6 protein-coding genes are annotated in these 24,939 nt (G+C 64.9%); 3 read left to right on the top strand and 3 right to left on the bottom strand.

Annotated elements, in window-relative coordinates; genetic code table 11:
- Nucleotides 1–342: 342 nt before the first annotated feature.
- Nucleotides 343–690 carry a helix-turn-helix domain-containing protein gene (locus DL519_RS49900; protein ID WP_223838846.1) on the bottom strand — a complete coding sequence of 116 codons (348 nt, stop codon included), beginning with the start codon at nucleotides 688–690 and terminating at the stop codon, nucleotides 343–345.
- Between the two features lie 393 nt (nucleotides 691–1,083).
- On the opposite strand from DL519_RS49900, the gene DL519_RS49895 reads away from it, so the two are divergent.
- Entirely contained in the window at nucleotides 1,084–1,677 is a 594-nt protein-coding gene (locus DL519_RS49895; RefSeq protein WP_190814861.1) for a transposase, read from the top strand.
- 45 nt (nucleotides 1,678–1,722) lie between these two features.
- Here DL519_RS49895 and DL519_RS12450 read toward each other — a convergent pair whose 3' ends face one another.
- Nucleotides 1,723–1,938 carry a hypothetical protein gene (locus DL519_RS12450; protein ID WP_190814859.1) on the bottom strand — a complete coding sequence of 72 codons (216 nt, stop codon included), beginning with the start codon at nucleotides 1,936–1,938 and terminating at the stop codon, nucleotides 1,723–1,725.
- 207 nt (nucleotides 1,939–2,145) lie between these two features.
- Between DL519_RS12450 and DL519_RS12445 the strand changes: the two genes are divergently transcribed.
- Both DL519_RS12445 and DL519_RS12440 read left to right on the top strand, forming a co-directional pair.
- The gene (locus tag DL519_RS12445) at nucleotides 2,146–2,412 is read left to right on the top strand and encodes a hypothetical protein (protein ID WP_190814857.1); all 267 of its coding nucleotides are present in this window, start codon (nucleotides 2,146–2,148) and stop codon (nucleotides 2,410–2,412) included.
- A gap of 503 nt (nucleotides 2,413–2,915) precedes the next feature.
- Complete coding sequence (locus DL519_RS12440) at nucleotides 2,916–23,402, top strand: hypothetical protein (protein ID WP_190814855.1); 20,487 nt, start codon at nucleotides 2,916–2,918, stop codon at nucleotides 23,400–23,402.
- A 234-nt stretch (nucleotides 23,403–23,636) separates the two neighbouring features.
- Here DL519_RS12440 and DL519_RS12435 read toward each other — a convergent pair whose 3' ends face one another.
- On the bottom strand, nucleotides 23,637–24,917 hold the full coding sequence (locus DL519_RS12435) for an ISAs1 family transposase (protein ID WP_190814853.1): 1,281 nt from the start codon (nucleotides 24,915–24,917) through the stop codon (nucleotides 23,637–23,639).
- Between the last annotated feature and the right edge of the window lie 22 nt (nucleotides 24,918–24,939).

Below are 24,939 nucleotides of genomic sequence, written 5' to 3'. Positions count from 1 at the left end.
CCACCCGCGCGGACTCCACCAAGTAGTAGTACGTGTGCTTCCCACGGCGTTTACCCACGATGGACGGCATATATGGGTAATACACCAGTCAGGGCTGAAATCCAAGCACCACAACGGAAGACACGCCGATCAATCACGAAACCCGGAAACTCCGGCTAGGGTTCCGTCGTCTTTCCAGTACCGCACCCGCCAGGAGGCTTTTCCTCGTTTTTCTGACCAGGCCATGATCTACCTCGTTGATGAGCGTTCCGATTTGTTTTGACGAACAGATGGACGCTCGTGTCGGATCAGAGAGCCAGTGATGATCCCGGTGGTTCACCTATCCGGGTAGTCGCTGGTCTGTTATCTCGTTTTTCGTGGTCGGCCGCGCCTGGTGCGGGTGGAATGGGTGCCGGAGTCAACGATTTCGCGGAGATTCGAGGCCGAGAAGCGCAGGTGCCGGCCGATGAAGGTGCAGGGGATGGAGCGAGTTCCGGCTTTCCGGCGCAGCCATGATTCCTTGACCGTGAGCAGTGCTGCCGCTTCGGCGGGGGTATACAACTGTGGCGTGCCGTTGTGTGTTTCATCGGGACCGTGTGCGGAAGTGCCGGGGGCCGGTGGCGTCGCGGAGGGGTTTGCACGTCGCGTCGGGGAACGTCGGTTGTCCACCGTGCTATTCCTGGTCCTTGTGTCGGCTTCGATCGTGATCATGCCGCCAACGCACCTGATACCCCTCGCACTGGATATGAATCCCAACGCCGACCACGCCCCGCGCCGACGAACGAAGTACGCCGACGAAACATCGCCACCCGCCAGCGGAAAGCAGGCAACACCTCCGGCCAGCCGTGAGAGCCTCTAACCGGCGGAACCGGGCGAGTCGTGGGGTAAAAGAGTGTCCGAATCGAACACGTGTCCCTCTCTATGCGATGTGGGCAGTCGTGATCACCAGTCGTACCGCTGGCGGCGGCAGGCGCCGCGGCGCAGGCTCACGGAATGGCAGCCTTATCGCAGGTGCCCGCGTGGGTTCTCCGCGGGCCGATGCTGCCCACTGCGGGGCCTCCGCCTGAGGGGCCGGGCTGGGCTGTGGAGATCAAATGGGACGGGATGCGCGCGCTGGTGGTCGCTGGGCCGGAGGGTGTCCGGGTGATCAACCGCTCGGGCCGGGAGGTGTCGAGCTCGTTTCCCGAGATAGGAGTCCTCGCGCATGTCATGGGCTCGCGGTGCGTTGTCTATGCCACCAACACCGTCCTTGCCGCCCACGTCGCCGGAGGCTGCCGGCACACCCAGGGGATGACGACGCGGGACATCAAGGAGCACTTGTCGGAAGTGTATGGCGCGGATGTGTCCCCGGCGTTGATCTCGCAGGTGACCGATGTCGTGTCGGACGGCCGGGTCGTGCTTGCCATAGCCCAGGTGAGCGTCCATCTCAGCCTCCAGCGACGACTCCAGCACAATCTTGGTCAACTGCTGCATCAGCCCGCCCTCACCACTGACGGCCACCCCATCAGCCTGAGCACGCTTGACCAGTTCGGTCACCACCTGCCGATTCACCACCGGCGAAACCTGCTGCTCCGACGGGTTCCTGCTCTGATCAGTCACCACCTCCACTATGGGCAGTTACACCGCAAAAATGGCTCTGCCTCACTTTTCGTGAAGCGGTCATCGTCCCTGTTGCGGTTCGGATGTGATGGCTCGTGATGTTGCAGGTGAGGCACAGCAAGTCGTGAGGGCGCAGCTGCGGTTTCACGGAAATTGGGACAGAGCCGCAAAAATTACAGTCCCGACCACGACCAACAGAGGGCCGTGTTCGGCGAGCTTGTCGAACACGGCCCGCAACTTGGGTACGCTGGTGGGCCGGGGTGCATCGTGCAGGCTCTTTCCGGTCGGGGCCAGGCCCGCGGCATGGCGGTCGCCCGTGCCGACGTCCACGTCGAGGAACATGCCATACGTGCTGGTCATGCACCAGCTACTTCGCGTTCTGCGAGAGCTGGTCACCGGTCGGGCATCGAAGGCTGTCACGGACAGGCATCTCTCGCATACACCGCCAGGGAGACAGTAGACCGGGCGGGCAGGTTGTGCCTGACCTTCGGGTAAGCGGCTTGGAGACGGAGTGCGGCGGGCTCATACTTCGCTGGAGATGGTTTAGCGAGTGACGGACGGAGCGGCATGAACGAGCTCGCGGAGCGGGCACGCTCCTGGTTGCACGACACTTATGGGCAGCGTGTGGCGTTGAGGGGTGAGGAGTCGATCCTCTCGGCGGAGCGGGTGGCGTTCTTCGGTTGCCGCTACGTGGAATCTGACGAGCCGATGTTGGCGGCGACGATCTGCGTGCCTCTGGACGGGAAAGCCGGGGTTGATGCCACCGCGGGAACCCGCGCAGGCTGCGTGGTTCGGCCCGATGGTGGCCGAGCTTGGACCTGTGGTTGGTGTTAGCGTTCATGAGCATTGGTTCGGGTTTTGGAGGAGATCGCTTCTTTTCCCGCGCAAACCCAGGTACTGGTGTGGTTGCGCAGGAGGGATACCCGGGGCCGGGAGAGTGTCGGGCACCTGTTGGTGGCTGTGAACGCTACCGATGGTGTTCGGCTGTTTGGCCCGATGGATGGGCGTGCTCAGCCGCTCATCGAAACCGCACCGTTCGAGCTCCGGGTCATGCGCTTTGGCTCGTGAGTACGAATACGTGCTGTAGTTCCCCTGTCACTCGCGAGCATATCCGTCGAAAGCGACGTCTTCATGGATTCGAGTGGCGTGGTGAACCTTGCTGCTTGAAGGAGCCGTGTTCTCGTTGTGAGAGGCGTGTTGTGGTTCGGGTGCCGGGCGGCTGAGGTCGCCTGGCTATCGGGTTTTTGTGCGTCACCGCGCCGGTGGATCCAAGGGCTGATTCCCGTATACATCGTTGCTGCCATGTGTTGTGGCGGCGTTGGGGTTGGGTGGTTGTGATGTTTTCTTCGATCATGGTGCCGGAGGGGGTGAGGCGGCTTTTTCAGGTGTTGACGGGTGAGGATATGACGGATGCGGATGAGGGTGGGTTGTTCGCGGTGGCGGATGCGTTGGAGTCGGGTGCGGTGGGGGTGGGGGAGGTAGGGCCGTTTTTGGCGGAATTGGTGGCGAAGGTGCGGACGGAGTTTTCGGGAAAGGCGGCGGACCGGTTCGCGGGGGGTTTGGAGATTTTCGATGGGTTGCTGGCCTCGGGTGAGGGGGCGTTGCGGGAGTTGGCGGTGTTCGTGCGGGATCTGGCGCGGCAGGTGCGGTATTTGAAGTTGGTGACGATTTATGGTTTGGAATTGCTGGTTTTTGAGATGGCATGGGCGGTGTATTGGGCGGGGGCGACCGGTGGCGCGTCGATGGCGTGGCTGGCGGCGCGGATGGCGGTGATGCGGTTTTTGTTGTCGCGGTGGTGGGGCCAGTTGTTTATGCGGTTGGCGATGGCGGCGGCCGGTGGTGTGGCGTTCAACGTGGTACCGGATCTGCAGGCCCAGTTGCAGATGCTGGGTGAGAAGTCGGCTGAGAAGTGGGACGGGAAGCTCACCGAGCAGGCGGCGGGAATGGGGGCGTTCTCGGCGTTGGTGTCGCTGCCGTTGTCGGCGGTAGGCGGCCTGGTCAGTAACGCGTTGACGAAGGTGCTGGTGCGGGGGCTGGGCGATGAGGTGGACGAGAAGATTCTGGAGGCGGCGGCAAAGAAAGCGGTGGCCGAGCACGCGGAGAAGTATCCGGTGTCGGCGATGGCGAAGTTCGCGGATGCGGTGGGGGAGCACCTGGATCATTACGCGGGGATGTCGGTGCGGGGCATGTGGTCGGCGCGGTTCGGCAGCGGGATAGGGGAGGCGTTGTCCGAGGGCTTGGGCGAGTTGTTCGGCGAGGTGGGGTATCTAGCGGCCTCGGGCCAGGAGGTGACCTGGAACCCGTTCTCGGTGACGGCGGGCGTGTTCGAGTCGGTGTTTAGCGGTGTGGGCAATCTTGCGGGGTTGGCGTGGCGGGGCAAGCTGCACCCGGAAGGCCCGAGCCCCTACCTCGACGACACCAGCCGGCGTCAGGACACCACCACCGAGGGTGGCGGGTTCGACGGGGAGAAGACCCCGCTGCTGGGGATAGGGCCTGGGTCGCAGACAGGGGATACCCCTGGCTCCCCGGACAAGGACAACACGCTCGATTCCTCCGATTCCTCCGATTCCTCGGATGCCTCGGATGTGTCTGATGTGGACTCTGTTTTCTCGGTATCGGATACCGGGTCGGTGGATTCGGCTGCGGTGCCGGTGTCCTCTGGTGATGACCTGGTGGTGTCCGGTTCCCCTCCGGTGTCTGCTGTTGTGGGCGGCACGGACGGTAAGAGGGGCGCCGATGACAGTGTGCCGGGCGAGAAGCCGGCTCGTGGTGTTCCGGAGGTGCCCGGTTCCAGGCAGGACCGGCCAGGCGCACCGCTGCCGGCACATTCCGACGGGGTAGTGGGTTCTGGGCAGGATCGGTCAGGGACGCCGCTGCCGGGGTATTCCGATGAGGTGGTGGGTTCTGGGCAGGATCGGTCGGGGACGCCGCTGCCGGGGTATTCCGATGAGGTGGTGGGTTCTGGGCGGGACCGGTCGGGGACGCCGCTGCCGGCGTATTCCGATGGGGTAGTGGGTTCCGGGCAGGATCGATCGGGGACGCCGCCGCCGGCGTACCGTCCGGTTGCCGGTGGCGATCAGGTGCCCGGAGGGCATGGTGTGGATGTGCCCGGGAACCGGCCGCTGGAGGTGCTTACCTCCCAGACCCCGGACTCACCGGCGGTGACCCCACATGCTTCGGGTGCGCCCGCGGATACCGCGCTACCGGAGACTGGCAGGTCCGGGTCTGTCGTGGACTCCGACAGTGGTGTGGTGTCCCCGGAGCATGGGTCCTCGCCGGGTGGCTGGACCGGCCGCGATGCGGATTCCCATGTGGACTCGGTCGCGGCGCATGGGGATTCGCATCGCGTGGATGGGGCTGCGGTGTCGCCGGATTCGGCGATGGTGCCGACAGGTGGGTCGCAGGCGGACCCGTATCTGCGGCAGGACCCGGCGGCGGCCTTGCCTGCGGGCTTGCCGGTGGACACGGTGCGGGTGCCGGTGCCCGCGAATGTGGTTGCTGGTGGCGGGTTGGCGGAGTTCGTGCGGGGCGATGTGGCGGATTCCACGGGCGGGCCTGTGCTGCTGGTGTCCCCAGGCAATTCGACTGCGGGTGTGGTGGTATCGCCTGGTCAGGGTTCGGCCCTGGCGCAGGGTATGGGGCGTGATGTTGTCGCGATGACGCCGGGACAGGGCGGGCGCACACCGCAGTGGACGGTATTCGGTACGGATGGATCGGCTAGGCCGCTGGCCGGGTCCACTGCTGCGGTGCCGGCCGGCGGGCACGGGGGCCTGACCGGTCTGGCGGACGCCTCGACTGCTGTTCCGGTTGGTCCGGCAGCGTCGGGAAGAGCGCCGGTGGGGCAGTGGTCGGGCACGGATCTGCGCGGCGAGATCGATCGGGCGAGGGATGGGCGCCGGTCTGGTGATGACGAGTCGGCGGCGCGGCGGATTGTGCAGGGCACGCATGACATCGCGGGGCTGGCTCGTGGGGATGCTGCCGTGTCGCTGGAGGATGTGGTGGCGCTGGTCGCGGCCAAGCACCACGAACTCGGCGATGATCACCAGGACCAGGTCGTGGAGTTTTCCCGGGCGTTGGCGGACAGGCTGGGCACGCGGGGCAGCGGACTGGCCGTCCAGGCCGGGGCAGGGCCGGAGGGTCACACAGCGGGCGGCGGTGCGTCGGGTTCTTCGTCGGGTGCTGTGCCGCGCTATGTGGAGGGAGCAGACCCGGCCCCGGTGATTGAACAGAAGGCAAGGCGAAATGCAAGGGACCGCAGGAGGAGGGCCCGTAATAAGGCGGCGCAGCGTGAGCTGCGTGAGCAGTTGGAGGAGTCGCTGGGGAAGCTTAAGGCTGACCAGGCTTCGTTGGAGGCGTTGCCGGGGTGGGATGGGGCGGATGCGGGTTTGCGGAGGCAGTGGGAGGCGCTGCAGGAGAGTATCGCGCCGGTGCAGGCGGAGTTCGACAAGATTGCGGCGAAAGATAAGCGGTTGCATGACCAGGACTTGGCACGTGTGCGTCGGTATCAGCAGAGAAAGGCTGCGCAGAGTCAGGCTGCGTGGTTGGGCGGGGGAGGTGCTTCGTCTGCTGGCGAGCCCGCTCAGGTAGCGGGGTGGTCAGGGGCGTTTGCGGCGGCCGAGCTGAGTGCGTTGATCACTAACGCGGAGGCTGGGTTGAAGACGATGCGCGATGAGCGGTGGCCAGTTTACGCAGGCGGGGTGGATGTAGGCGTAGACGGTCTGATCGCTGATATGCGGGCGCGCGAGGAGGGCGTGGGAGTTTTCGGGGGCGATGACGGTCTCCGGAGTGTGTTGGCTCATTACATGTTGAGTCATCCGGGAGATGGGGTCGGCATGGTGGAGTTGGAGGAAAGGCTTCATGAGTTGACGGCCGCGGCGCAGTTGCATGTGTGGGCGGGGATCGCGGGTCTTGATGCTGTGGCCCGGTTGTTGGCTGATGCGGACGGGATTTTGGGGCCGCTGAGCGTGTCGGGGCGGTTCCGGAATGTGCTGGCGCACTGGTTGGGCGAGCACCCGGGCGACTGGCAGGGCGCCCAAGTGGTGCGAGGCGAACTGGCCGATTCCCTGTCCGGTGACCCCGACCTTGGCATGGCGAGGAGTGGTTTGACTCGCGACGCGCTCGAGAAGGTGAGAGCGGAAGAGGAACGTTGGCAGGCAGATCGTGCTGGGAACCAGGCGGAGGCTGGGGCCGTTGCTGCCCCGATGGTGCGCGGGGGCGTTGTTGATCCAGGGCTGAGCGTTATTCATCAGTTTAATTCGGTAAAGCGGACGTTCGCGGAGGCCGGTAGGGCGTTGCGGCAGTTGGCCGACGAACACGATCAAGGTGCCGTGGACCGTTTGTACACTCTGGCGGAGAAGGTCTTGGGGCCCCTTCACGAGTCGCAGCCCTTCCGGGATGTGATGGCACACGAGTTGATGAAGAACCCGCGGGATGATCAGCAGTTGCAGCAGTTGATGACGAACCCGCAGGCTGATCGGCAGTTGCAGCAGTTGCGGTGGAGACTGGTCCGTTACCTGGCTGGCGACCTGGGTGGTGGTGCGGACTCGAGTACTGCCGACGACTTGCTTTCCGCCACGGTGACCCCGGCGCCTGGAAACAATCTAGCTGAAGGACAGCAGATGTATCGGCGGCGCGTGGCGGTTGGCAAGGCGCTTAGTGGTTTGCCGGACAAGGATGCTGTCGATCGGGTGCTGCTAGACGAGGCACGTGCGGACGTGCTCCTCGGGGGTCACAACAGCACGTCCGATTTGGAAGCTCGGTTCAAGAGGAGGAGCACATGGGCTGCCCAAGTTCTTGCTGATGTCCGGAGGCAGCTGACATCCGATTTGCAAGATTCGGTAAATTCTCTGCAGCAGATTTTGGCGGAGGCGGTGACAAACACTGACCTGCAGAACGAATATAAAGCCCAGATCGCAGAGTGGTTGGATCCTGAATGGGTGCCTGTCCAAACGATCCGTCGTCGGGTAGAGCAAGCTGCTGCTGCTGTTCGGGGGTTGCACCGAAAACTGGCGATATGGGAAATGAGGGAGATTTTCGAGACAGCAGACGGCGGATTAGCGCAGCTGGAAGCTCGACACGGTCGAGATCATATGGTCCGCGCGTTCGCTGACGTAGACCTGCACTTCGGGGCAATGCAGGATGATCAATTGCGGGATGCGGTCGCGCATCGGCTGCTGACGAATGGCGGTCAGATAGGGGATGCGCAGGCGTTCCTGCAGCGACTGCATCGTTTGAGGCTCGCGGCATCGGCCGTGATTGCGGGCGCGGGGCCGGAGCCGGGTGGGGACATGCTGTCGCAGTCCACTGACGATCCTGCGTCGGAGACCGTTGAGGACACGCGGTCGGAGTCTGCTGAGGATATGTCGGGTGATGCGGAGACCGATGACACCGAGAGCATCTTCGACGAGAGGAAACGGGCAGAGCTGCTGGAGCGGCTTGATCGTTTGAGGGGAGACGCGGAGCCGTCGGAGTCGCACCGTTCCGGTGGATCGCGGGAGTTTGGTGGTCGGGGTGCGCGGTCCGGTGAGGAGTTCTTGGCTGGCGACGCCTTGGAGTCGTCGTCGGATTCGGACGTGTCGGAGTCTTGGCTTGCTTTGGGCGATTTGGGCGGCAGTGTGTCGTCGTTGGAGTCGTCGGTGGCGGATGTACGTGGGGAGATCGCTCGGGCGAGGAAGCTGGACTTGTCCAGCGAGGAAAAGGACGCGGCGCGGCGGATTGTGCAGGGCACGCATGACCCCCGGAAGTTGTCTGGGGATGCTGCCGTGTCGCTGGAGGATGTGGTGGCGCTGGTCGCGGCCAAGCACCGTGAGCTCGGCCGGGACCAGGTTGTGGCGTTTTCCCAGGCGCTGGCCGAAAAGCTGCGTACGTGGGGTAACGCACTGGCCATCCGGGCCGGAGCGGGAAGGAAGGAGTTGGATGAGCAGATTACGGCGTTGGAGGCGTCGGTGGAACAGCTCATCGCTCAGAAGGCCCAGAAGGCGCAGAAGAAGGAGCGGGATTTGCGGGTTGCGCGGTTGCGGGGGGCGCTGGAGGAGCTTCAGGCTCGGCAGGCGGCGTTGGGGGCGTTGCAGGGGTGGAAGTGGGTTCTGCAGGCGGAGTGGGATGCGTTGTCGGAGGCGGAGGCGGGTGTACGGAAGGAGTGGGAGGCGCTGCCGGGGCGTATCGAGGCGGTGCAGGCGGAGTTGGCTGCTGGGGAGAGGCAGGTTGCGGAATCGTCTGCTGCCGGGAGCATGCCGGGGAATACGGCGGTTGTTAAGCCGGATGTGGTTGTTGAGTTGGCGGGGTTGGTCGGGCGTGTGGAGGAGCATTTGGCGGCGTTGCCGGCGGATTTCCGTCCGGATGTGCGTGCCAGGGTCGCGGCTGCGAGGGAGGTGGTGCAGCAGGAAGGCTGGACCCCGGAGCAGTTGCAGCGGATCGGGCCGAAGCTGGAGGCGCTGCGGGCGTCGGTCGAGGAGTATTTGCGGAATTTTCGGTCAGAGCAGATTCCGGCGGGGAATACGGCGGTTGTTAAGCCGGATGTGGTTGTTGAGTTGGCGGGGTTGGTCGGGCGTGTGGAGGAGCATTTGGCGGCGTTGCCGGCGGATTTCCGTCCGGATGTGCGTGCCAGGGTCGCGGCTGCGAGGGAGGTGGTGCAGCAGGAAGGCTGGACCCCGGAGCAGTTGCAGCGGATCGGGCCGAAGCTGGAGGCGCTGCGGGCGTCGGTCGAGGAGTATTTGCGGAATTTTCGGTCAGAGCAGATTCCGGCGGGGAATACGGCGGTTGTTAAGCCGGATGTGGTTGTTGAGTTGGCGGGGTTGGTCGGGCGTGTGGAGGAGCATTTGGCGGCGTTGCCGGCGGATTTCCGTCCGGATGTGCGTGCCAGGGTCGCGGCTGCGAGGGAGGTGGTGCAGCAGGAAGGCTGGACCCCCGAGCAGTTGCAGCGGATCGGGCCGAAGCTGGAGGCGCTGCGGGCGTCGGTCGAGGAGTATTTGCGGAATTTTCGGTCAGAGCAGATTCCGGCGGGGAATACGGCGGTTGTTAAGCCGGATGTGGTTGTTGAGTTGGCGGGGTTGGTCGGGCGTGTGGAGGAGCATTTGGCGGCGTTGCCGGCGGATTTCCGTCCGGATGTGCGTGCCAGGGTCGCGGCTGCGAGGGAGGTGGTGCAGCAGGAAGGCTGGACCCCGGAGCAGTTGCAGCAGATCGGGCCGGGGTTGCGGTGGATGCGGAAGGCCGAGCAGTGGTTGCGTGTGGAGCCGGTGATGTTTTTGGCGGATGATAGTCGGGTGGTTGAGCGGGTGGTGGGGTTGGCGCGGGGTTTGCGGGGTGTGCAGGTGGTGGGTGTGCATGTGAACCCGGATGGGTGGGCGGTGTTGCCGGATGGCCTACTGGAAACGCCGGAGGATTTCGCTGCGCGGGTGCGAGCGGACCAGCGTTTTGTGCTGGGTTTGCCTGTGGCGTTTTTGGGTTGTGGTGCGTTGCGGCGGCCTATGGGGAGAGAGGCCTCGTTTGCAGATCGGTTCGCGGACGCGTTGGGCGCGGAGAAGATATGGGGGACCGATACCGACGTGTGGCAGACCGACGATGCTGCGATTCACGCTACGGAAACGGTTGTGACGTCGGATGGTCGTATGTTGCCGAAGTTTGTCAATGGCGAGGGAACTGGCCGTTGGTTCCTCCGTTCTCGCGGCGGCGGGGTGGTCGGGCACGGTTCGGAGTTACGGGCGGGAGTCAACCGCTCGGCTGTGCCGCGTTATGCGGAAGGAGCACACCCAGCCCCGGTGATCAAGTGGACGGGCACGCCAGGACCAAGCCAGACCAACACCCCTGAGGAAAAGGAGGCAAGGACGGTGGGGCGGGATGAGGGGGACAGGACGGCAAAGAAAGCAGCGTATGACAAGGAGCGGTATGCCGGCATAAAGAGAAAGCGGGAGGAGAGGGCTGCGCGGGCGAGGGCGTCGCTGGAGGAGGCTGGGGCGCGGGATAAAGGGACGGCGCAGGCGGAGTTGGACAAGATTGTGGCGGGCGAGGAGGACAGGAAGGCAAAGCAAGCGGCATATATGAGGGAGTGGTCGGCCGGCAGGAAGAGGGAGCGGGAGGAGAGGGCTGCGCGGGCGAGGGCGTCGCTGGAGGAGGCTGGGGCTGGCCAGGCTTTGTTGGAGGCGTTGCCGGGGTTTGAGGAGGTTCTGGAGTCGGAGGGGGCGTTGCCGACGTTTGATGCGGCTATGCGGGACGAGTGGGAGGCGCTGCAGCAGGATAAAGGGAAGGCGCAGGCGGAGTTGAACAAGTTTGTGGCGGACGGTAAGCGGAAGCGCGAAGGGGACGCGGCACGCGCGCGTGCGTATTACAGGAGGAAGGTGGCGAAGCGGGCTGCGGAGTCGTCTGGTGGGGGAGTGTCTTCGTCTGCTGGTGGGCCGGCTGCCGTTGCCGGGGCTGTTGATTCATTGAGCGATGCGGCGAGGGAGGAACTGCGGGCATTGAGCGATGAGGCCAACTCGCAGTTGGCGAAGCTGTCTGATGAGGAAGAGATCCGTTTGTTGGAGGCCGCGTCCGAGGTGTTGGATTCGCCTCTGAATTCCGAGCCGCAATTCGTGAGCGTGATGGCCGATTACTTGAGCGCGGTGTTCCACCAGGACTTGCCATCGGGTCAAGTCGCGAGGTCTGTTGACGCGGTGCGGGGGAAGCTGACCGAAATTTGGGCAGCGATGACGGCTGGCAGTACGGTCGCGAGTCCGGAGCCGGATGGGGACATGCTGGCGCCGACCGCTGACGATGCGTGGCCGGAGACCGATGAGGACATGCAGTCGGACACTGAGGATGACAACGATCGCAATTTCGATGAGGCACGGGCAGAGTTGCTGGAGCGGCTTCCTTCGTCTGCTGGTGGGTCTCATAACGCGAGCTTGCCGGAGGGGTCTGAGCAGGTGTTGGGTTCGGGCGTAGCGGAGATTCCGGCGGGGATTATGATGTCGCCGTCCGATTTGGGCGAGGACCTCCGTGCTGTAGCGCGTAATTTGCGGGTTGAGGATGGCGTGGTGTCGGTGGTGGTGAAAGGTGATGGGCGCGGTGGAGTGCTTATCGGCGGCGAGAGTGCGGATGCCTGGCAGTTGGCTAGTTTAATTCGAGGGAGGATGTACGGGAAGAGGGCGATCCGGCTGTATGCAGGTGAGGTCCCGGAGAAGTTCGCGCAGGTGTTGGATGAGGCGTTGGATGCTGAGGTGATCTGGACGCCGGACATGGTGTTCGGTCCGGAGACCAATGGGTTTGGCACCTGGAATACGACTCGGAGGGACGATTCGCGAACAGGACAGACCCCCTCTGGCGTTCCCTTGCCACCGGCTGTGTCGGCGCCTCGTGACAGTGGGGTGTCTGAGCAGGTGTTGGGTTCGGGCGCAGAGCAGATTCCGGCGGGGAATACGGCGGTTGTTGAGCCGGCTGTGGTTGTTGAGTTGGCGGGGTTGGTCGGGCGTGTGGAGGAGCATTTGGCGGCGTTGCCGGCGGGTTTCCGTCCGGATGTGCGTGCCCAGGTCGCGGCTTTGAGGAATGCGGTGCAGCAGGAAGGCGGGACCCCGGAGCAGCTGCAGCGGATCAGACCGAAGCTGGAGGCGCTGCGGGCGTCGGTCGAGGAGTATTTGCGGAATTTTCGGCTAGAGAAGATTCCGGCGGGAATTATGGTGTCGCCGTCCGATTTGGGCGAGGGCGTTCGTGATGTCGCGCGTGTTTTGCCGGTTGAGGATGGTCGGTTGACGGTGGTGGTGGAAGGTGATGGGCGCGGTCGAGTGCTTATCGGCGGGAAGAGTGCGGATGCCCGGCAGTTGGCTGGTTTAATTCGAGGAAGAGTGCGCGGGAAGAGGTCGATCCGGCTGTATGCCGGTGAGGTCTCGGAGGAGTTCGCGCAGGTGTTGGATAGGGCGTTGGGTGTTGAGGTGATCTGGACGCCGGACAATGTGTTCGGTTTTGAGGACAATGGGTTTGCGTCTGCGGATTCCGGTTGGTACTTGGATGATCTTCTCATGATGCGTCCGGAATTCAACGGCACCTGGAATACGACTCGGAGGGACGATTCGCCACCGGAACAGCCCCCCTCTGACGTTCCCTTGCCGCCGGCTGTGTCGGTGCCTCGTGACAGTGGGGTGTCTGAGCAGGTGCTGGCTTCGGGAGTAGTCGAGATTCCGGCGGGGATTATGATGTCGCCGTCCGATTTGGGCGAGGACCTCAGTGCTGTGGCGCGTGGTTTGCCGGTTGAGGATGGCGTGTTGGCGGTGGTGGTGAAAGGTGATGGGCGCGGTGGAGTGCTTATCGGTGGCGAGAGTGCGAATGCCTCGCAGCTGGCTATCTTAATTCGAAGGAGGGTGTACGGGAACAGGGCGATCCGGTTGTATGCCTGTGGGGTTTCGGAGGGGTTCGCGCAGGCGCTGGATGGGGCGTCGGATGTTGAGGTGATCTGGACGCGAGACATTGTGTGGTTCGGTCCGGAGACCAATGGGTTTGCCTCCATGGTTTCCGGCTGGTATTTGGACGAGGTCTTCATGTTGCGTCCTGACTTTTCGCAGGGCACTTGGGAGACGACTCGCAGGGGTGAGCGGTCATCAGGGCAGAGCCCTTCTGATGTTTCGTTGCCGCCGGGGTTGCCTGGGCTGAGTCCTAACTGGGTGCACCTGCGTGCGGAGACGGCGCGGTTTCGTGCGGGGCCGTCGCCGGATCTGGGATGGCTGCGGGAATCCGAGCAGGCCGCGAAGGTGGCCCGGGCGCGTAGGGAGATCGAGGCGGCTGATGAGAAGCTCACCCAGGTTTACAGCATGGTGGATGTGCCCGTGCTGGAGGCGCCGGCGACCACTGTGACGGCGGCTGATTCCGCTGACACCGATGAGTTGCTCAAGGCGGCGAGGGATGAGACCACCTCGGCTGATGTGAGTGTTGGGCGTGCTCAGCGGCAAGCTGAGCAGTTGTCGGTGGTGGAGGGAGATCTGGGGGCGGTCAGGCAGCGGCAGGACGAGGTGCGTGCCGAGCTCGCCGCGGCCGGGGAGGATCTGGTTCAGAAACAGGCGGTTTTGAGGGGGGCCCGCGAGGGGGTGCGGCTTCTGCGGAACCAGGATGAGGGCCAGGGTCCTGTGCGGGATGCGTTGCGTGCTCAGCGTGCTGACGCGGCGGCGCGGGTGGAGTCCGCTGCCGTTGAGCTCGCCGCTGTGCGGGAGCGGATTGATCAGCTGGTGGTGGCGGATCGGGAAGTGGGTGAACGTATCGCCGAGGCGGTTGCCCGGGTGGACAACGTCCGTGACGTCCTCAAGGAGGCGGCGAAGACGGCGGCGAAGGCCGTGGTCCAGGCTCGTGTCGCGGCAGATCGTGCTGATGTGACGGTCCGGCAGGTCGATCTGCCGTCTTACGCGGCCGAGGGTGCGATGGGCAGCGGGAAGATCTGGAAGCCCGGCAGTATTGATCCCGAGGACGTTCTTGCCGCCCTGCCGGACGGTTTGCGGGAGCCTGCCCGAGCGGCGATCGAGGAGTTGTTCTCCGAGGCCAAGGTCGCGAAAACACTGCGGCGTCTTGCCGATGAAGGTATTCGGATCGAGGTCGACTCCCGCGAGTTGCATCTGAAGTTCGAACGCACCGCGGCGACGCCGGTGCATCTGCCGAAGGGCGAGGGATTCACCGAGTGGGGCATTCGTTCCGCCGACGCGAGCCGGACTGTCGGGCAGGAAAGGGGCCCGCAGTACGGTATGCCCGCTGTCATGCCCAACATGCTGGGTGCGGCGACTAAAGGCGCGGCTCGCAGCTTGTTGTTCAACCCCTCGGTGCGGCCGTCGTTGGGGACCAGCGAGCAGCGTAATCTTGTTTCGACGACCGAGTTTTCCCGTGGGATCAACAGCCGGCCTGCTGAGCGGCATAGTGTCCAGGTTCCGGAGCGGCATTTCGTCGTCGATGGTCGTTTCGTGATCGATGTGCGGGGGGGAGAGGACCCGCCGCGGACGTACCAGAGCGACGTGATCACCGATGTGGCATTGATCCGCTACTACGGGGAGGACGTGCCACCGGCCACCATCAACCCGGGCCCGGGTGGGCCGGTGCTGCCTCTTCCCGCTTCGGCGCTGCATGAGGTGTTCGTGGTGCCGCAAGCCGCTGCGGTGCGGCGGATCCGTCAGCGGGTCCTTGCTGGGTTGCCGCTGTCGGAGGTGGGTGTCGAAGTCCGTGATTCGGTGTCGCGTGAGTTGAGTGAAGACTCCGTGATCGTGAAGTTCGGGGAGATCACCGGTGGTGGTTACCGGTCGAGTCCGTTGCGGTTGCCGGGTGTGAAGCTGAACACGTTGTCGCTGGAGGTGTCTGCGGAGTTGCGGTCGGTGCGGCGGGTCGACGGCCGCGTTGTCCCCGACGTGAACCTGCGGCAGATCGCCGGTGGCGACACGAAGTTCGATACCAGCGTGGCACGGTCTGCGAGTATCGAAGGTTCGGCGAGTGTGGGTCCTGGTTTGGCTGCCGAGCTCAACGAGGATCGACGTGGTCTCGGCGCGTACACGATGATCACACCGTTCACGGTGTCCGGTGCGGCGGAATCGGGGGAGACGCTGACGCAGCTGGTGGGCACCAGTGCTGGGAAGAAGACCGTCGCCAGCATCGAGGGTGATGCCGTCCTGGTGGAGGCGACGCTGGATGTGCGGGTTGCGCGGTATTCCACGGATCCGGCGCTGGAAGGTTCGGATACCGTGGGGGAGAAGGTGTTCCTGTGGATGCCGGTGGAGGAATTCGCCCGGCTTGAGGAGATTTCCGCGGCACACTCCGCCCTGCACAGCGCTGAGGAGCACAACGCGCCGCATGAAAGCCCGGCGGTCCCCGCCGGGCTGCGGCAGCGCCAGAACTTCCGTGACCTGGTGGATCGTGTGCGTCCGGGCATCACCCGGACGCTGGTGGAAGCCAAGGACGGGGAACGGGACGCCCGGCTGGAAAACGACAGCGCCGAGCAACTCGCACTGTCGATCTTGGCTGATTACGGTAAGCGTCCGGAGATCACGATTCCCGCGGGCCGGCGTCGGCAGCCCGACATGCTGGCGGCCGGTAAGAGCACCGGTGGCGGTGTGGTGGACCGGGCGCCGGGAATCGAGCGGGTGCTTCCGGAAGTGCGCCGGCTGCTGCGTGAGTCGGTGGGTGAGGAGCTGACGTCGCTGAGCCATGACGTGCGGTCGGTCGTTGAGACGCAGTTGTCCTCGGCTTTCGGTGCGCCGGGGTTGTTCGGGGAGTTCAGTGGGGAGCTGCGTGGTGCCTCCGGGACGATCCAGGTCGGTGGCCGGCTGGTGACGATCGAGGTCAGGCCGCAACTGGGTGCTCTGGTGGGGACCGGCAGGGTCGAGAAGGCCAACGTGGATGCCACCGCTAAGAACACGATCCGTGGCGAGAGTAAGGCGAAAGCGGGTACGAAGCATCGGCTCGGCTTCGAGTCGGGTGCCACGATCGGCACCAAACGCAAGGATTTCTGGCGCACCCTGGGTTTCCTCGCCGGCGTGTCAGCCCAGTTCTCGCACAGCTACAGCAGCACCGTCGGGCAGAGTCACAAGGTCCACCGGCGCGCGAGGTTCGTGGGGCCCGCGGTCACCTTCGATCGGCTGGTGACCTGGTCGATCTCCGTTTCGACGAAGCCCGTCACCCCGGAGACCGAACAGCCGGAGTCACAGACCGGGCCGGGGTCGCAGACCGAGCCGGAGTCGCAGACCGGGCAGCCGGGGTCGCAGACCGGGCAGCCGGGGTCGCAGACCGGGCAGCCGGGGTCGCAGACCGGGCAGCCGGGGTCGCAGACCGGGCAGCCGGGGTCGTGGTATCGCAGACTCGGCTTGTTCGGTGGGCGGGCGAACCGGTCTGATGCGGCGAACAACAGCGACATCGAGCTGAACATACTGTCCAGCAATTTCCTGACAGCCGACAGTAACCCGGACAGTGTCGAAAACCCGGACAGTGTCGAAAGTTCTGATGGTGCCTCGACGTCCAGCGGTGCCACGACGACCGGCCGTGGCACGGTCGGTGGCTGGGCGCGTGTGCTGGTTCCGGAGCCACTGGCACCCACCACCCCGCAAGGTGATCTGAAGGATCTCGGTACGGTCATCAGAGACTTCGACTACGACAACCAGGACGACAACCCGTTCCAGGTGAACGTCGAGTTCCTCATGCCGCAGGGCGTGGCCACGCCGTCCACGGTCTTGAGTGAGGCCATCGAAGGCCCGCTGCACAAACGTGCGGGTGCGAAAGAACAGGACGTGACAACGGCCGGTGAGGGTGAGGATTCGCTGGACGCGAACTTCGACCAGCTGGTGGCCCCGGGTGGGGTGCCGATCGCGGGGGGCCGGGTGCGGCTGCGGCTGTTCGATGCCCAGCCGGTGGGTACCGCTGCGAGCAAGCTGAATCTGGAAGTGGGCACCGAGGGTGGGCTGAAGCTGGACGGTCAGGAGATGAGAGGCAGAGGCTGGGAGGGGCGTATCCGCGGCTCCGCGTGGATGCTGTTCGGGAGCAAATCCAGCCGGGCCTACGTGGCCCCGTCGTTGACCGGCCGGGGCAAGTTCAGCCAGGAGGAAGGAACCACCTACGGTCGTGGCACCGCACGCCGGCGGATCGGCAGGACGAACGGACCTGCCCACCTTTACCGGGCGCATGGCGTGTTCGAGATCACCCGCTACGGGGAGTCCGACGCGGCCGAGACAACCGAGAAGGTCGCGGTCAACGGTGGTGTGGAGTTCCTGCTCTCGGACGCCGTCGCACAGCGAATGCACACCAACCCGGCCCGGGAACCGGCAGCGGAGGGACAGCCACCGCGGACCCGGCACCTCGACCTGCCCGCCGGGGTGGAGCCGAAACCGAAACCGGTGACCGAGGTGCGTTATCCCCCGGAGTTCGTACTTTCCGGTGCTGCGCTCGGCCCGACCATCGTCACCGAGATCTCCAACGCACACGAGGTCGCCCCGCTGATCAAAAGCATGATTTCCGAGCATGCTCCCGGTTTCGGTACGGGCCGCTGGCTGGAGGTACCGACCGGGATCGCCGGGTCGGTGGACAAACTGGCGTCGGCGACCGCATTGGGTGCCCGGTTCGGCCAGGCAGCGACTTCCGGGATGCCGTTGCTGGCCGCCCGGCCGTATCTGGGCGGCACCGAGACGATCGAGTTCGTCGTCCGCGCACGGTACGCGCCGGACGCTCAGGCCACACCGGACAAGGAGATCAAGTCCGACACGTCGTTCCTGAACATCGAGAAACGAGCGCACACCGTATCCCGGTCGCGGGCCGGCGAGGGCAATGTGGCCGTGCTCGTGGCCGGCAAGATGGGTGGCAAAACACGCCGGGCGGGCGCGCACCCGGAGGTGAGCTACGGCAAGGAATGGTTGCGTAGCCAGCGCGACACCGAAAGCGACACGTTCAGATCACGGGTCCTCGGGACCGACGCGGTCTCCTACTCCTACACCTGGCCGACCTGGTTCCAGGTCGAGATGTACCGGACGTGGACCCCGAACGCGTTACTGAACAACCTGCTGCTGACCGCGCCGAAACGGGGCATCGAAATGTGGTCGGAGATGCAGGACGACACCCGGACCCCGCAACAACGGCAGTTCACCAGCGATGGCACCGCCCTGTACACCATGCCCGGGGGCCTGACCACGACCACGCCGCCGGTACCACGCCCGGTGCGCATCGGCGGCCGGCTCGTGCCCGCAGGAGACGGCCAGAAACTGGGGCCGCTGCCGCGGGATCTGCGTGGCGTGGACGTGATCCCGCTGACACTGCCCGGAAGCGAGCGGCTGTTCCCCTGGCTGGCCGCGGTGCTGGCGCATCCCGCACCCCAACCGGCCGATGACGCCGACCCGGAGAGTGCGGAACTGTCGATGCACGCGCCCGCCGGCAACGGCTGGGTCCGCCCGGCCACCCTGCCGGCGCACATGCTGTGGCAGCTCGGCGGGGAAGAAGGCTTGACCGCGATGATGCCGGACCTGCTGGAGGCCCCGGTGCTCTTCCCCGCCATGGTCGAGACCGGCATGGTCTGGGACGACGAGCACGGTCTCGCGGTGCGCCTGCGGTTCGCCGAGGTCGAATACGTCAACTCCTTCACCGCGACCGGCGAGCTGACCCAGGAACAGAAAACCGAGCAGGAGCTCACCCAATCGGAAATCGGCAAGAGCAGCGCGGCGTTGCCCGGGCTGGCCACGATGGATGCCGGCGGTCCCGGGGCCAACAGCGATAAGCACGGCAAGCTCAGCGGCGACATGCTCCTTCCCGGCGAGACCAGCACACTCGACCCCTCAGGCGGGATGTCGGGCAACTGGTCGAACCCGCGCGCCCAGATCTCCGCCCGCGGCACTACCCGGGAGGTCACCACCGAGAAGAAAGGCACCTACCACGTCTACCGGGCCGGAAAAGCGATCTACACGCTCACCGACCGGACCGAGCATCGCTTCCTCTTTTCAGCCCTGCCAGGAAAACTGTCCGAAATCGAAGTGACCATCGACAACGGCGGGTACTTCGCTGTCGAGTCCACACAGGCGGCGGCGAAAAACCTGCCCGGACCACCACCCGAGCCGTTCACACCGCCCAGCGGACCGCACCCGGCACCGGCCGCACTACCGGACGTGTGGACACCCAACGCCGAGGACCACAACGCAGCCGCGCTGCTACCCAAGATCCGTGGCCACCTGGTGATCGGGCTGACCGCATCCGGCGGCAACCTCACCGTGCCCGAACTCGCCACCCGAATCGAGCAACTACCAGGCTGGGCCAGGCGGCCCATCGTGCTGATCGGATCTGACGGATCTTTCGACCTCTCCGACGCCGCCCAGCTACGCGACACCCTCGGAGTCGACGTGATCACAGCCGATCAGGAGGTCTGGCATGCCGCCGACGGCCGAGTCGTCACCGGCGATCTGTCATTCGTTCGCGGCGGATTACCGACCTGGAGCGAACGGGCCGAAGCGATGCTCAGCGGCGAGGGCCGGTCCGCGACGGCCGGACACTGGCACCTGCTGTCGGCCGCGGGAGGCACCCGGCAGCTCCCGAGCGCGGATCTTGTCTCAGCACTGGCGAGTTCCGGCACATCGGCACAAACCGGAACCGCACCAGGATCCGACTTCCGCTGGGGTGCACGCACCGCACCCGTGAGCCTTCCGATCCACGGGGCGACCGACACCGCCGAATACACCGGATGGACCCGCTCGCCGCACCACGCCGCCGCTGCCCCGGAAGGCAGAAAACCGCTGCTGGTGCTCGGGCACGACGACACGGTCATCCCCAATACCGACGTCACCACACTCCGCAGCACCGGCGCGGACGTGCTGGCACGGGTCAACCGAGGCCGGGGCCCGAAGTGGATGCTGCACCGGGCGGACGGAAGCCGCCCGAGACCGGTCGACCCCCCCACCGAAATGACCCACACACCACGACCGAAACCACTGCTGTTCCCAGGCCCCGGCGACTCCGCCGAGACAATCCAGCAGGCTGCGCAGTCGGCACCCGACCTGCCCGGCACCCAGATCGTCGGCGTGCACGTCACCCCCAAGGGGTGGGCGGTACTGCCGGATGGCCGCCACGTGACACCCGAAGCCTTCGCCGACGAGGTACGAAAAGACCAGCACTTCGTCCCAGGACTACCAGTCGCGCTGCTGGGATGCACCGCCCACCGCCGACCAGAGCCAGGCGAACTCACATTCGCGGAACGGCTCGCCCGCGCGCTACGCACACGAGTATGGACAACAAGAAGCGACGTCGTTCAAACCACAGACCGGCTCGTTCACGCCACCAAGGTCAAGGTCGCCCAGGACGGCACGCTGCTACCGACGTTCGAAAACGGACAGGGCACCGGACACTGGTACCTACTGGGCTCCCAAGGCCAACAACTGTGGAGGTCGGGACCGGAATTACGTGCCGCAGTGGCACTGGACGGCTCAGCGCCACCACGCTACGTCGACGAAGCGCCGCCCGCAGTGATCAGGTGGACGGGGAGGAAGAGCCGTCACCGGCGACAGGCCGCCGCCCACCGTGGGTCGGCTGTGGGTGGTGCGGTGGCGTCTGGACAGCAGGATGCTGAGGCGGGGACGGTGAAGCGGGTTCGGCGGTCTGGGGTAGATAAGAATCAGTTGAATGAGTGGGTTGGGCGGGCTCAAAAGGAGGGAGGAGTCGAGACGGCTGCGGCAGGACTGAAATGGGCGAATGGACAGGGGTTCAAGGTTGGGAAAAACGTTTGGGGGGATGCGTGGCTTGTTGCGACTGGGAAGGCGAAGCAGGTTCGGCGGTCTGGGGTAGATAAGAAGCGGTTGAATGAGTGGGTTGGGCGGGCTCAAAAGGAGGGAGGGGCCGAGACGGCTGCGGCCGGACTGGAATGGGCGCATGGACAGGGCTTCGGGGTTAACAAAAACGTTTGGGGGGATGCGTGGCGTGATGAGGCTGGGAAGGCGAAGCAGGTTCGGCGGCCTGGGATAGATAAGAAGCGGTTGAATGAGTGGGTTGTGCGGGCTCAAGAGGAGGGCGGGGCCGAGACGACTGCGGCAGGACTGGAATGGGTGCGTGGACAGGGATTCGGGGTTAAGGCCGAGGATTGGGCGGATGCGTGGCGTGCTGGGGCGGGGAAGGAGAAGCGGGTTCAGCGGCCTGGGATAGATAAGGAGCGGTTGAATGAGTGGGTTGTGCTGGCTCAAGAGGAGGGAGGGGCCAAGACAGCTGCGGCAGGACTGGAATGGGTGCGTGGACAGGGATTCGGGGTTGAGCGCAAGGTTTGGGGGGATGCGTGGCTTGTTGCGACTGGGAAGGCGAAGCGGGTTCGGCGGCCTGAGGTAGATAAGAATCAGTTGAATGAGTGGGTTTTGCGGGCTCAAGAGGAGGGAGGTGTTACGACGGCTGCGGCAGGACTGAAATGGGTGCGTGGACAGGGGTTCGCGGTTAACAAAGAGGATTGGGCGGATGCGTGGCGTGCTGGGGCGGGGAAGGAGAAGCGGGCTCGGCGGCCTGGGATGGATAAGGAGCTGTTGAATGAGTGGGTTGTGCGGGCTAAAGAGGAGGGCGGGGCCGAGACGGCTGCGGGAGGACTGGAATGGGTGCGTGGACAGGGGTTCGGGGTTAACGTCGAGGATTGGGCGGATGCGTGGCGTGCTGGGGCGGGGAAGGAGAAGCGGGCTCGGCGGCCTGGGATGGATAAGGAGCTGTTGAATGAGTGGGTTGTGCGGGCTAAAGAGGAGGGCGGGGCCGAGACGGCTGCGGCAGGACTGGAATGGGTGCGTGGACAGGGGTTCGGGGTTGCGAACAAGGTTTGGGGGGAGGCGTGGCGTGGTCGTGGGGTTTTGGATCACTGGTCTGCTGATTTTGAGGATGAGGACGATCCATTCGGGTGGGAGGGGTTTGGCGGTGTTGGCGAGAGGGATGTTGCTGGCGATCTGGATTTGTTGCCGGTGGATTGGGCGAGGTTTACCGAGTCGGAAGGTTGGCCGGAGGTCGAGTTGGAGAGGTTGCAGTTGGCTGCTGCGGAGCTGGTGAGTCCGTTTTTGTTCGCTCCGCAGTTTGTGGGTGGGAAGCCGCCGGAGAGGGTGGCGTTTGATTTGGTGGTGGATCAGGTTGCAGTCACGCTGCATCGAGCCTCGCGGGATGGTCTGTCCGAGCTAGAGGCCGTTGCGGCCGCGCGGACGCGTGCTGAAGAACTGGCGGCAAGGTTGCGCGAGGCGGGTTTGGAGGGCGCGCCGGATTTGCGGCGTACTGCCCGGCCGCCGGAGCGTGGTGTTGAGGGTGTGTCGTCGTCTGTTGGGGCTGTTGGGCAGCGCGAACCGGTGGGGGATGGGGCCTCGGAGCGGGGGTCGGGGGAGATGTATCCGGGTGAGTCGCAGGCTAGGCCGTCGACGGTCCAGGCCGCCGGCCACCAGGGGTCGGCTGAGGGTGGTGTGGCGGCCTCTGGGCAACAGGATGCTGATGCGGGAAAGGTGCTGCCGGTTCGGCGGTCTCGGGTAGATAAGGAGTGGTTGAAGGAGTGGGTTGTGCGGGCTCAAGAGGAGGGAGGGGCCAGGACGGCTGCGGCAGGACTGGAATGGGTGAGTAAAAAGGGGCTTGGGGTTGGGAAAACCGTTTGGGGGGATGCGTGGCGTGATGCGACTGGGAAGGCGAAGCGGGTTCGGCGGCCTGGGATAGATAAGAAGCGGTTGTACGAGTGGGTTGTGCGGGCTCAAAAGGAGGGAGGGGCCGAGACGGTTGAGGCAGGACTGGAATGGGTGCATGGACAGGGCTTCGGGGTTAACAAAAACGTTTGGGGGGATGCGTGGCGTGATGAGGCTGGGAAGGCGAAGCGGGTTCGGCGGCCTGGGATAGATAAGAAGCGGTTGTATGAGTGGGTTGTGCGGGCTCAAGAGGAGGGAGGGGCCGAGACGGTTGAGGCAGGACTGGAATGGGTGCGTGGGCAGGGTTTCGGGGTTAACAAAAACGTTTGGGGGGCGGCGTGGCGTGGTCGTGGGGTTTTGGATCACTGGTCTGCTGATTTTGAGGATGAAGACGATCCACTCGGGTGGGAGGGGTTTGACGGTGTTGGCGAGAGGGATGTTGCTGGCGATCTGGATTTGTTGCCGGTGGATTGGGCAGGGTTTGCTGAGTCAGGACAGGCCGGGCACGATTTCTCCCCGGCCGCACACGACCTGCACGACACGCTGGACCGTGCGCACAAGGACCTCCCCAGCGCGCCGGCTCCGATCAGGCCACAGGACGACACCAGGCAGGTCGCCAGGAGTGACGATTTCGCCGGTTTCCTCCCCGACTACCACGTCTGGGAGGGCTCCGTTGGGTTTTTTGGGATCGAAGGCGCTGACGGTCTGTCTTTCGGTGAGCCGTTTCCGGAAGGTGCGGTGTGGCCCGATGGGGTGTGACCGGGTGCGGTGGTGGGGTCTGGGTATCGGTTTGTTCCTGGGGTGAATCAGGCCAGTTATTTTTCTGGTGATGAGCGTTTTCGGGTGAATTGCCTGGAGGCGTGTGTGGCGTTCCATAATTCTTTGAAGTTCGGTCGGCAGTTCGTGGCGGGCCCGGCTGGTGATGATCGGGACCCGGCTCGGTTGGAGGTGGCGTTCGGCCGGCAGGCCTGGCCGGTGGAGGGCAGGAGATCGTCAAAGTCGGTTTGTGCTGGTAGCGGCTGCGATGATCGGAATGATTCGGGTTCGGTCAGCGGCGATATGTTCCAGAGTTCGGGTGATCTGGGTGATTCCGGCCAGGCGTAATAGCCCGAGGGCGAGGTTGCGGAGGGTGGCCATGACCTGGGCTCCTGTTCCGGTGTAGGCGTGTTGGTGGTCTTCGCGGTAGACGACGTCTCGAACCCAGTGAATCTTGTTCTCTATGCCCCAATGTTGGCGGACGAACCGGGCGATCAGGTCGGCGCCGGCTTGTTCGGCGGTCAGGCTGGTGATGCCGTGCACGACCTCCTTGGTCAGGTGGTTACCCGCGTGGTCGAAGGTGTCGCGGCGGATACGAAACACTTGTGCGGCACCGGGAAAGTCAACATCGTTGGCCGGTGCGACCCAGATCTGGCGGCGCACGATCTTGCCTGTGCTGCGGTCGGTTTCGGCGTGATGCGCGGTGCCCGGCGCGGCCGGCGGGAGCACTGAGGCGATCTGGGTGAGCAGGGTGGGCTGGTTGCCTTTCACCGTGAGTGCGTAGTGGCCGCCCCGGTCCTGGGTCAGGTACGCGGCGGTGGTGTGCTGGGCGTGCGCGGCGTCCCCGGTGACGACCACACCGGTCAGATCGATGTCCTTGAGCAGCGCGGCCACCTGGGTGATCTCGTTGGTGCCCTCAGGAACCCGCAACTGAGCAATGACGACGGCTTCTCGGTGCAGCATCGCCGAGAACAGCTTCACCTCGCTGCCTTCCGGATCGCCGGGCGCCACCGTGTTCCGCAGGGTCTTGCCATCCATGGCCACACCGACCAGTCCCTCTGGTCCGTGGTCATCACCCCCGGCCACATCGACGCCACGGGCCAGGGCCGCAGCCGCAGCTTGCTCCCGCAGCCACCGGCACACCTGCTCATCGGCGGCGTCAGCATCGATATCGTGCGCCACCCGACGAATCGTCGATTCGCTGGGCGCGACATAACGCCCGGTCAACAGGTGCCGACGGCAGCCGGCCAACACCAACAACTCCTGCGGCAGGTCCGCGGCACGATCCCCCGCTTCCCGGAAGTTACCGGCCCCGGCCAGCGCTGCGAACACCGTTACCGCCAGCACTGAACCAACCCGGTGACGAACCCCGCGCGGCTTGCGCGGGTCAGGCACCCGACTCAGCATCTCGACCAACCCGCCCACCGCGGCAACACCGACGTCCATGCCGATCTCCACGGACGCACCGAACCCGCCAGCAATCGGCGAGCACGAATCCTGGACATGCGACACTGACACCGGTGGCCTCCTGTTAGGACGA

This window comes from Saccharopolyspora pogona, assembly GCF_014697215.1.
Taxonomy (GTDB): domain Bacteria; phylum Actinomycetota; class Actinomycetes; order Mycobacteriales; family Pseudonocardiaceae; genus Saccharopolyspora; species Saccharopolyspora hattusasensis.
The sequence above is the reverse complement of the archived record's forward strand: the minus strand, read 5'-3'. Positions and strand labels throughout refer to the sequence as shown.